Below are 8,048 nucleotides of genomic sequence, written 5' to 3' on the forward strand. Positions count from 1 at the left end.
CGTGCGCACAGGGCCGGACCCGCGCTTCCGCTCGGCGGCGCGGGCCCCCCGGGCCGGGGGGGTGTGCCATCCCGGGGGGGCGTTGGGGACGCAAACCCGGGGGTCCCCGCGCGCCCCCCCGTGGCGGGGGTGAGCCGGGCGGCGCGCGGCCCTCTCCGGGGCGGGGGGTCAGGCGGCCCCCCTTCGCTGTGGGTCGGGGTTCCGCTCAGGCCTTCGCCTTGGGCTTGGTGACCCGGTACTTCGACTTGTCCAGGGCCATCACCAGACCCGCGATGATCGCGAACAGGGCGATGGGGAGCAGGACGTAGAGGCCCAGCGTCTCGCCGACGCTCAGGCCCGGGCCGGGGTCGTCGCCGTCGTCGCGCGCGAGCGCGAGCGCGGGGGACGACATGAGCAGCATCATCAGCGTCGTACCGGCGGCCAGGGCGCCGGCGCGCAGGGCGTTCTTCTTGTCCACGGTGCAAAAGTAGCGAACGCCCGAGCGAGGCGCGCGTCCGGGGTGCCGTAGGGGACGGGGACGACCGGCATCACCCCTGCCCCGGAGATCCCCGCAGCACCTCGATGAGCGCGTGCAGGCGCGGTGAGGCGGCGAGCTCCTCCAGCGTCACCGGGCGGCCTTCGGCGTCGGCGATCGGCAGGCGCCAGTTGGGGTACTGGTCCCAGGTGCCGGGCAGGTTCTGCGGGCGGCGGTCGCCGACGCCGTCCGGGAGCCAGACGCCGATCATGCGGGCCGGGGTGCTCAGCAGGAAGCGGTGGACGGCCTGGATCTCCGCCTCCTCGGCCGGGGGCGAGTGGACTCCGGCCGTACCCGTAAGCAGGCCGAGCCGGATGAGCAGGGCCAGCCACTCCGCGGTGTCCGCCGCGGCCGCCGCGCGCTCCTCCTCCAGCGGCCGCGTCAACAGTCCCAGGCGGTCGCGGAGTTCGACGTGTTCGCCGGTGAGCCGGGCCGCGGTGGACGGCAGGTCGTGGGTGGTCGCGGTGGCCAGGCAGTCGGCGCGCCAGCGGGCGGGCGGCAGGGGGTGGCCGTCGCCCTCCCAGTCGCGTTCGAACCACAGCACCGAGGTGCCGAGCACCCCGCGCCGCTGCAGCGTCTCGCGCACACCCGGCTCCACCGTGCCCAGGTCCTCGCCGATCACCAGCGCCCCGGCCCGGGAGGCCTCCAGGGCGAGGAGGGCGAGCATGGCGTCGGCGTCGTAGCGGACGTACGTACCCTCTGTCGGCGGTTGTCCCTGCGGCACCCACCACAGCCGGAACAGGCCCATGACGTGGTCGATGCGCAGGGCACCGGCGTACCGGAACAGGGCGCGCAGCAGCCGGCGGTAGGGGGCGTGGCCGGAGGCGGCCAGGCGGTCCGGACGCCAGGGCGGCAGGCCCCAGTCCTGGCCCCGGGCGTTGAACGCGTCCGGCGGGGCGCCCACCGACATCCCGGCGGCGAAGTACTCCTGCTGCGCCCAGGCGTCGGCGCCCCCGGGGTGCACCCCGACCGCGAGGTCGTGCACGATCCCGGCCGACATGCCCGCCTCGCGCGCGGCACGCTGGGCCGCGGTGAGCTGGGCGTCGGTGAGCCAGGCGAGCCAGGAGTGGAAGTCGACGCGGTCCATCAGCTCGGCGCGTGCACGGGCGGTTCCGGCCGAACGGGGGTCGCGCAGGTCCTCGGGCCACCGGTGCCAGTCGGAGCCGTGCACCTCGGCGAGCGCGCACCAGGTGGCGTGGTCCTCCAGTGCCTGCCCCTCCTCGGCCAGGAAGTCGGCGTAGGCCGCCTGCCTGCCTGGGCCCGGGGGTACGTCCCGCACCAGCTCCAGCGCCTCCCGCTTGAGCTCCCAGACCGCGTCCCGGTCGATCAACGCGCCCTTGTCGAGCACGGAGGCGCGCAGCCGTTCCGCCCGCTCCAGCAGGCCGCCGACGCGCTCGCGGTCCTCGACGTGGGCGAACTCAGGGATGTTCTCCACCCGCAGGTGCACCGGGTCGGGGAAGCGGCGGGAGGAGGGCCGGTAGGGCGAGGGGTCGGTGGGCGCGCCGGGTACGGCCGCGTGCAGCGGGTTGACCTGCACGAATCCGGCGCCGCCGGTGCGGCCGGCCCAGGTGGCCAGCTCGGCGAGGTCACCGAGGTCGCCCATGCCCCAGGAGCGCCGGGACAGGAGGGAGTAGAGCTGGACGAGGAGTCCGTAGGAGCGTCCGGCGGGTGTGGGCAGCCGGGCCGGGGCGACGATGAGACGGGCTTCCGCGGTGCGGCCGTCGGGTGCGGAGGCGGTCACGCGGTGGACGCCGTCCGGGAGCCCCTCGGCGGCGGCACGGGTCTCGCCCTGCTCGGTCTCGATGCGCAGGCGGGTACCGGCCGGCAGCGCGCCCAGGGCCGGGGGGCCGTCGGGGGCGTCCGCCCAGTGGACCAGCGTGGGCGGCAGCAGTCGCTCGCGCAGTTCACGCTCGCGGGCGGCGAGCGCGGAACGGGCCGCCTGCGGGGTGCTCGCGTCGATGCCGAGCGCGGCCAGCGCGGCCCTGACGGCGGTTGCGGGGGCGGCGACCGTGCGGTCCGGGGACGGGCTGTAGGAGGTGGCGACGCCGTGCAGCTCGGCGAGCCTGGAGAGCTCCTCGTCGGGGGGCCCGGGCGCGGTCATCTACAGCCCCGTGGCGCAGGAGCCCGCGGTCGCGTCGGACTCGCTGGTCAGCGGGGCGGCGTCGGCGAGGGGCGGCTCGCTGGTGAGGGGCTCGGCGTCGGGCAGCGGCGGCTCGCTGGTCAGCGGGGCCTCGGCGGAGGCGCTCTCCGCGCTGAAGACGCAGAAGCAGAGGTGCTCGGAATCGGCGGACGGCTCCGCCGCGGGTTTGGACTGGGCCGGGAGCGGGAGGTGAGCCGGTGCGGCCACGAGGGCCTCCTTGTCGGTACGTCGGGTGCCGGGTCGGTGTGCCCGGCGCCGCCGCGTGCCTGCCGCGGCGTCGGGCGGATTACCGCAGGCCTACCCAGCGGACGGGACCGCACTCTCGACGGGTGGTGGAGTGCGGGTGGGCGCGGGGGCGCCGGCCTCGGTCCGCGCCCCGGATCACGATCTCTTCCGCCTCACTATTCACTCAGTACATGTATCCAGTGCATAATGATCTCCATGAGCACCCGGCACATCCTCCTGGGGCTGCTCGAGGCAGGGCCGAGCCATGGCTACGACCTCAAGCGACGCCACGACGAACGTTTTCCGCAGGCCCGTCCGCTGGCCTACGGACAGGTCTACACGACCTTGCAGCGCCTGGTCCGGGACGGCCTCGCGGAGGTCGACGGCACCGATGCGGACGGCGGACCGGAGCGCACGCTCTACCGTTCGACGGACGCGGGTTCGCACGAACTGGCGCGGTGGGCGGGCGAGATCACCCCGCCGGCCCCCTTCGTGGCGAACGAGATCTTCGCCAAGGTCGTGGTGTCGATCCTGGCCGACGGCGACCCGGCCGCCTACCTGCACGCCCAACGCGCCGCGCACATGGAGCGGATGCGGGAGCTCACCGCGGTGAAGACCGCGCTGCGCGCCGATCTCTCGACCGTGCTCTCGGCGGACTACGCCCTCAACCACCTGGACGCCGACCTCCGTTGGATGACCACCACGGCGGCCCGGCTGACCACTCTGACCGCGGAGGTCGACGCAGCATGAACCAAGGGGACAGCGCAGTGCCGCTCCTGGCGGCCCGTGGTCTCACCAAGACGCACGGCAGAACCGACGCCCTGCGCGGCGCCTCCGTCGAGCTGGGCGCCGGTGAGATCCTCGCCGTCACCGGCGCCAGTGGCAGCGGGAAGTCCACACTGCTGCACTGCCTCGCCGGGATCGTCCACCCGGACGCGGGCTCGGTGACGTATGCCGGACAACGGCTGGACCAGTTGCCCGAGAAGCGGCTGAGCGAGCTGCGGCGGACCGAGTTCGGGGTGGTGTTCCAGTTCGGGCAGCTCATCCCGGAGCTGACCGCACTGGACAACGTGGCGCTGCCGCTGATGCTCGCCGGTGCGACGCGTACCGACGCCCGGGAGCGGGCCGGCGAGTGGCTGGAGCGGTTCGGGGTGCGCGGGCAGGAGGAGCTGCGGCCGGGCGAGATGAGCGGCGGCCAGGCCCAGCGGGTCGCCCTGGCCCGGGCGCTGGTGACCGGCCCGAAGGTGATCTTCGCGGACGAGCCGACGGGGGCACTGGACTCACTGGCGAGCGAGCAGGTGATGACGGCCCTGGTGCACACGGCCCGCGAGACGGGCACGGCGGTACTGCTGATCACGCACGACGCCCAGGTCGCGGCCTACGCGGACCGCGAGGTGCGGCTGAGCGACGGCACCGTGGCACCGGTGGGGGTGGCGGCGTGAGGGCCGATCTGCGGCTGGCGCTGCTGCTCACGCGCGGATCGGACCGGCGCGAGTGGTGGCGGGTGATGCTGACGGCGCTCGGGGCGGCGCTGGCGACGGGAATCGGGCTGGCGATCGCGGTCCTCGCCCCGATGGACGGTCAGTACCGCGTGTCGGTCGGCTCGGGGCTGCTCGACGAGCCCGGAACGCGCGACGGCGTGATCACCGCGCTGATGCTGCTGTTCATCCCGGTGTTCGGTTTCCTCGGGCAGTGCGCGCGGGTCGGCGCGGTGCACCGTGACCGGCGGCTGGCCGCGCTGCGGCTGGCGGGGGCCACGCCCGCGCAGGTGCGGCGGATCGCGGCGCTGGAGTCGGGGCTGGCCTGTCTGGCCGGCTCGGCGGTGGCCACGGTGTTCTCCGTGCTGTCCCTGCTGCGCCTGTGGCACCACCCCGACCCGCTCGCGTGGGCCGGCATCGCCGTGGTGGCCGGGCTGGTGCCGGTGCTGGGGGCCGCCGTGAGCGCCCTGGCGCTGCGCCGGGTGGTGACCTCACCGCTGGGCTGGATCCGGCGGACACGGTCGGCCAGGGCGCCGGGCCGGGCCTTCAAGGTGGCGACCGGACTGCTGGCCGCGTCGGCGGTGCTGGTCGCGGTGACGACGCTCACCGGCGCCCGGTTCCCGTTCCCCTTCGTCGGTCTCGCCCTCGTCCCGGTCACGGTCTTCGCGGTGTGTCTGCTGGTCGGTGCCGCGGCGGTGTGGCTGGCGGGCTGGTCGTCCCGCCGGCTGGGCCAAACGCTCGCCGCCCGCGCGCAGAGCCCGGCGCTGCTGATCGCGGCGGAACGGCTGCGCGACGACCCGTGGGCGGCGGCCCGTACGCATGCGGCCGTCCTGCTGGTGACCGTCGTGGGCACGGGATTCGTCGGGGTGCGGCAGGTGCTGCTCGCGGATCTGCACGCCATGGAACGGGCACACCAGCTCGGCATGGACCTGGCCTACTACACGACGGGGCTGGACCTCACCGCCGCCGCGATCCTCGTCGCCCTGGCGATCGTCCTGTCCGGTCTGGCCGTCGGCACCGCCGAGTCCCTGGCCACCCGGCGCCGGAGCCTGGCCGCGCAGACCGCCGCCGGAGTGCCCCGCAACGTCCTGGGCCGGGCGCTGCTCCTGGAGACCGCGCTGCCGCTGGCCCCCGCGGTCCTGGTGGCGGGCACGGGCGGCATGGCGATCGGCGTCTGGTACGCCTCGGTCACCACGGAGTACACCGCGCCGGACGTGCCCTACCTGGCCCTGCTGGTTCCGCTCGCGGTCTACGGCGCCTGTCTGCTGGCCGCCGCCACCGCGCTCCCGCTGCTGCGCCGCTCGGCGCACCCGGCGGAGCTGCGCTACGCCTGACCGCCGGGCGGGCGTCCGGCCCCGGGGGCACAGGGGATCCCCGGGGCCGGGGCACACGCGTGCCCCTGGGTGCGCGAAGGCCCGGATCCTCAGGCGGAGATGCCGTCGATCCGGGCCATGGCGTCGTCCGCGCCGTACGGCTGCAAGTAGGGCAGCCAGCGCGGGTCCCTATGGCCGGTGCCGATGATGCGCCAGGCCAGGCCGGTGGGCGGAGCGGGTTTGTGGCGCAGCCGCCAGCCGATCTCCACGAGATGGCGGTCGGCCTTCACGTGGTTGCAGCGGCGGCAGGACGCCACCACGTTGTCCCAGACGTGCTTGCCCCCGCGGCTGCGCGGGATGACGTGGTCGACGCTGGTTGCGACGCCACCGCAGTACATGCACCGGCCCCCGTCACGGGCGAACAGGGCCCGTCGCGTGAGAGGAACGGGCCCCCGATAAGGAACCCGGACGAATCGCTTGAGCCGGACCACGCTGGGTGCGGGGACTGTGACGGTTGCGCTGTGCATGAAGGCGCCGGATTCCTCCAGGGAGACAGCCTTGTTCTCCAGGACGAGGATGAGCGCGCGACGGAGCGGTACGACGCCGAGTGGCTCGTACGACGCGTTGAGGACCAGGACATGCGGCACGGGTGCCTCCTTGGGCGTCGGCGGCGCGTGGCTCGCGCCGGGACGATCTGCAGTCAGTCTCCCCTCTTGCCTGGTGGAAGCGCCACCATGTCCCGGTAACGGGCTGGGAGTGTTTTCGACCACACCTGATGCATCACTGGGATTCATCCCCAGGATCAGGCCCTGTTCAAGCGCGGGCGGGCCGGGGTGAGCACGGTCTCTCCTTTTCGTATCGCGCGAGCGCACACGCAATGCCCCGTTAGTGTGGTTGCCCTGCCCGTCCGGTGACCTTTCCGTGACCTTGACGACCTTGACCGCCGCACCGGACAGGGCAGCGCCGCACCTGGAGGTACCTGCCGTGTCCTTGTCCGCCGTCCTACTGGCCGCCGGTGCATCGCCGTCGCCGACCCCCTCGGGGTCGCCGACCGTGACCGTCCCGACCCTCCAGGACGCCCAGGAGAGCGCGACGAACGCCGCCGGCTGGGTCGAGCAGAACTGGTCGACGTGGCTCGCGATAGGCCTGCGTGTCCTGCTGATCCTGGTGATCGCAGCGGTGCTGAGAAAGGTCGTGCTGCGCGCAATCACCAAGCTGATCGACCGCATGAACCGGACCGTCGAGTCGGTCGACGGCTCCGGCCTGAGCAGTCTGCTGGTCAATGTCGAGCGCCGCCGCCAGCGCTCGCAGGCCATCGGCTCGGTGCTCCGCTCGGTGGCGAGCTTCCTGATCCTCGGCACCGCGGCCCTGATGGTGCTGGCCACCTTCGAGATCAATCTCGCCCCGCTGCTGGCCTCCGCCGGTGTCGCGGGCGTGGCGATCGGTTTCGGCGCCCGCAACCTGGTCACGGACTTCCTCTCCGGCGTGTTCATGATCCTGGAGGACCAGTACGGCGTCGGCGACCAGATCGACGCCGGCGTCGCCTCGGGCGAGGTCGTCGAGGTCGGCCTGCGCGTGACCAAGCTGCGCGGCGCCAACGGCGAGATCTGGTACGTGCGCAACGGCGAGGTCAAGCGCATCGGCAACCTCTCCCAGGGGTGGGCGACCGCGGGCGTCGACGTGACGGTGAAGTCCTCCGAGGACCTGGACCTGGTGCGGTCGACCCTGGACGAGGTCGCCGAGAAGATGGGCAAGGAGGAGCCCTGGAACGAGCTCCTGTGGGGCCCGATCGAGGTCCTGGGCCTGGACTCCGTGCTGATCGACTCGATGGTCGTCCGGGTCTCGGCCAAGACCATGCCCGGCAAGTCGGTGACCGTCGAACGCGAGCTGCGCTGGCGCATCAAGCGTGCCTTCGACGCGGCCCGGATCCGCATCGTGGGCGGCGCGACGGCCGTAGCGGAGGAGGACGCGGCCCTGGACCCGGCGGCGGCGGTCGCGGCCCCCTCGGCGTTCGCGAACGCGGAGTCCCCGCAGTCGATCGCGACGACGCCGATCACTCCTCAGCGGACGGCGCCGCCGATCAAGTAGGACACGGAACCGGAAGAGCGATGTCAGCACACTCGTCCGAGTGAACGGTCGGGGCATCCGACGCCGTGGAGGCGCTGGGTGCCCCGTCGTTCTGCTGCCACTCCGGCCCCGTCCTCCCCGGCGACGATCCCGCCGAGGCCCACTACGGCACCGACACCGAGGCCGGCCTCGGCGACCCGCTCCCCCTTCCCGCCCGTACCCGACCCCCGACACCGCCCCGTTTCCCAGGAACCGAGCAGATCCGAACCGTCCCGCAGGTCGGCCGGCGGGCCTCCCGGACCCAGCGCACG

General features: G+C 73.7%; 9 protein-coding genes. 5 read left to right on the forward strand and 4 right to left on the reverse strand.

Annotation, left to right across the window (positions count from 1 at the left end; genetic code table 11):
* Window positions 1-205: 205 nt before the first annotated feature.
* From ACFW2E_RS29680 to ACFW2E_RS29690, 3 genes are all read right to left on the reverse strand, one after another.
* A complete protein-coding gene (locus ACFW2E_RS29680; protein ID WP_384470149.1) occupies window positions 206-457 on the reverse strand; it encodes a hypothetical protein in 252 nt (83 codons plus the stop codon).
* Between the two features lie 70 nt (window positions 458-527).
* Window positions 528-2,615 (reverse strand): 4-alpha-glucanotransferase, encoded by a 2,088-nt coding sequence (gene malQ / locus ACFW2E_RS29685; protein ID WP_384470150.1) that lies wholly within the window; start codon window positions 2,613-2,615, stop codon window positions 528-530.
* Window positions 2,616-2,861, reverse strand: a complete 246-nt coding sequence (locus ACFW2E_RS29690) for a hypothetical protein (protein ID WP_384470151.1) — start codon at window positions 2,859-2,861, stop codon at window positions 2,616-2,618. It lies immediately after the preceding gene.
* A gap of 234 nt (window positions 2,862-3,095) precedes the next feature.
* On the opposite strand from ACFW2E_RS29690, the gene ACFW2E_RS29695 reads away from it, so the two are divergent.
* From ACFW2E_RS29695 to ACFW2E_RS29705, 3 genes are read left to right on the forward strand one after another with little or no spacing between them, the layout of a single operon-like run.
* Window positions 3,096-3,629 (forward strand): PadR family transcriptional regulator, encoded by a 534-nt coding sequence (locus tag ACFW2E_RS29695; RefSeq protein ID WP_384470152.1) that lies wholly within the window; start codon window positions 3,096-3,098, stop codon window positions 3,627-3,629.
* Window positions 3,626-4,321 (forward strand): ABC transporter ATP-binding protein, encoded by a 696-nt coding sequence (locus ACFW2E_RS29700; RefSeq protein WP_384470153.1) that lies wholly within the window; start codon window positions 3,626-3,628, stop codon window positions 4,319-4,321. The genes ACFW2E_RS29695 and ACFW2E_RS29700 overlap by 4 nt, the downstream gene beginning before the upstream one ends.
* Entirely contained in the window at window positions 4,318-5,691 is a 1,374-nt protein-coding gene (locus tag ACFW2E_RS29705; protein ID WP_384470154.1) for an FtsX-like permease family protein, read from the forward strand. Before ACFW2E_RS29700 ends, ACFW2E_RS29705 begins: the two co-directional genes overlap by 4 nt.
* A gap of 89 nt (window positions 5,692-5,780) precedes the next feature.
* Here the strand turns inward: ACFW2E_RS29705 and ACFW2E_RS29710 are convergent, their stop codons facing one another.
* Window positions 5,781-6,317: an HNH endonuclease gene (locus ACFW2E_RS29710; RefSeq protein WP_384470155.1), complete on the reverse strand. Its 537-nt coding sequence runs from the start codon at window positions 6,315-6,317 to the stop codon at window positions 5,781-5,783.
* A 337-nt stretch (window positions 6,318-6,654) separates the two neighbouring features.
* Between ACFW2E_RS29710 and ACFW2E_RS29715 the strand changes: the two genes are divergently transcribed.
* A complete protein-coding gene (locus tag ACFW2E_RS29715; RefSeq protein WP_384470156.1) occupies window positions 6,655-7,758 on the forward strand; it encodes a mechanosensitive ion channel family protein in 1,104 nt (367 codons plus the stop codon).
* 65 nt (window positions 7,759-7,823) lie between these two features.
* Window positions 7,824-8,048: hypothetical protein (locus ACFW2E_RS29720; protein WP_384470157.1), on the forward strand; the 225-nt coding region annotated here is incomplete at its 3' end.

The sequence above is a fragment of the Streptomyces sp. NPDC058964 genome, from assembly GCF_042741275.1.
Lineage (GTDB): Bacteria > Actinomycetota > Actinomycetes > Streptomycetales > Streptomycetaceae > Streptomyces.

Excerpts from the sequence above, each read along its gene's own strand:
- malQ (WP_384470150.1), bottom strand. The coding sequence starts at position 2,615 with ATGACCGCGCCCGGGCCCCCCGACGAGGAGCTCTCCAGGCTCGCCGAG.
- ACFW2E_RS29700 (WP_384470153.1), top strand. The coding sequence starts at position 3,626 with ATGAACCAAGGGGACAGCGCAGTGCCGCTCCTGGCGGCCCGTGGTCTC.
- ACFW2E_RS29695 (WP_384470152.1), top strand. The coding sequence starts at position 3,096 with ATGAGCACCCGGCACATCCTCCTGGGGCTGCTCGAGGCAGGGCCGAGC.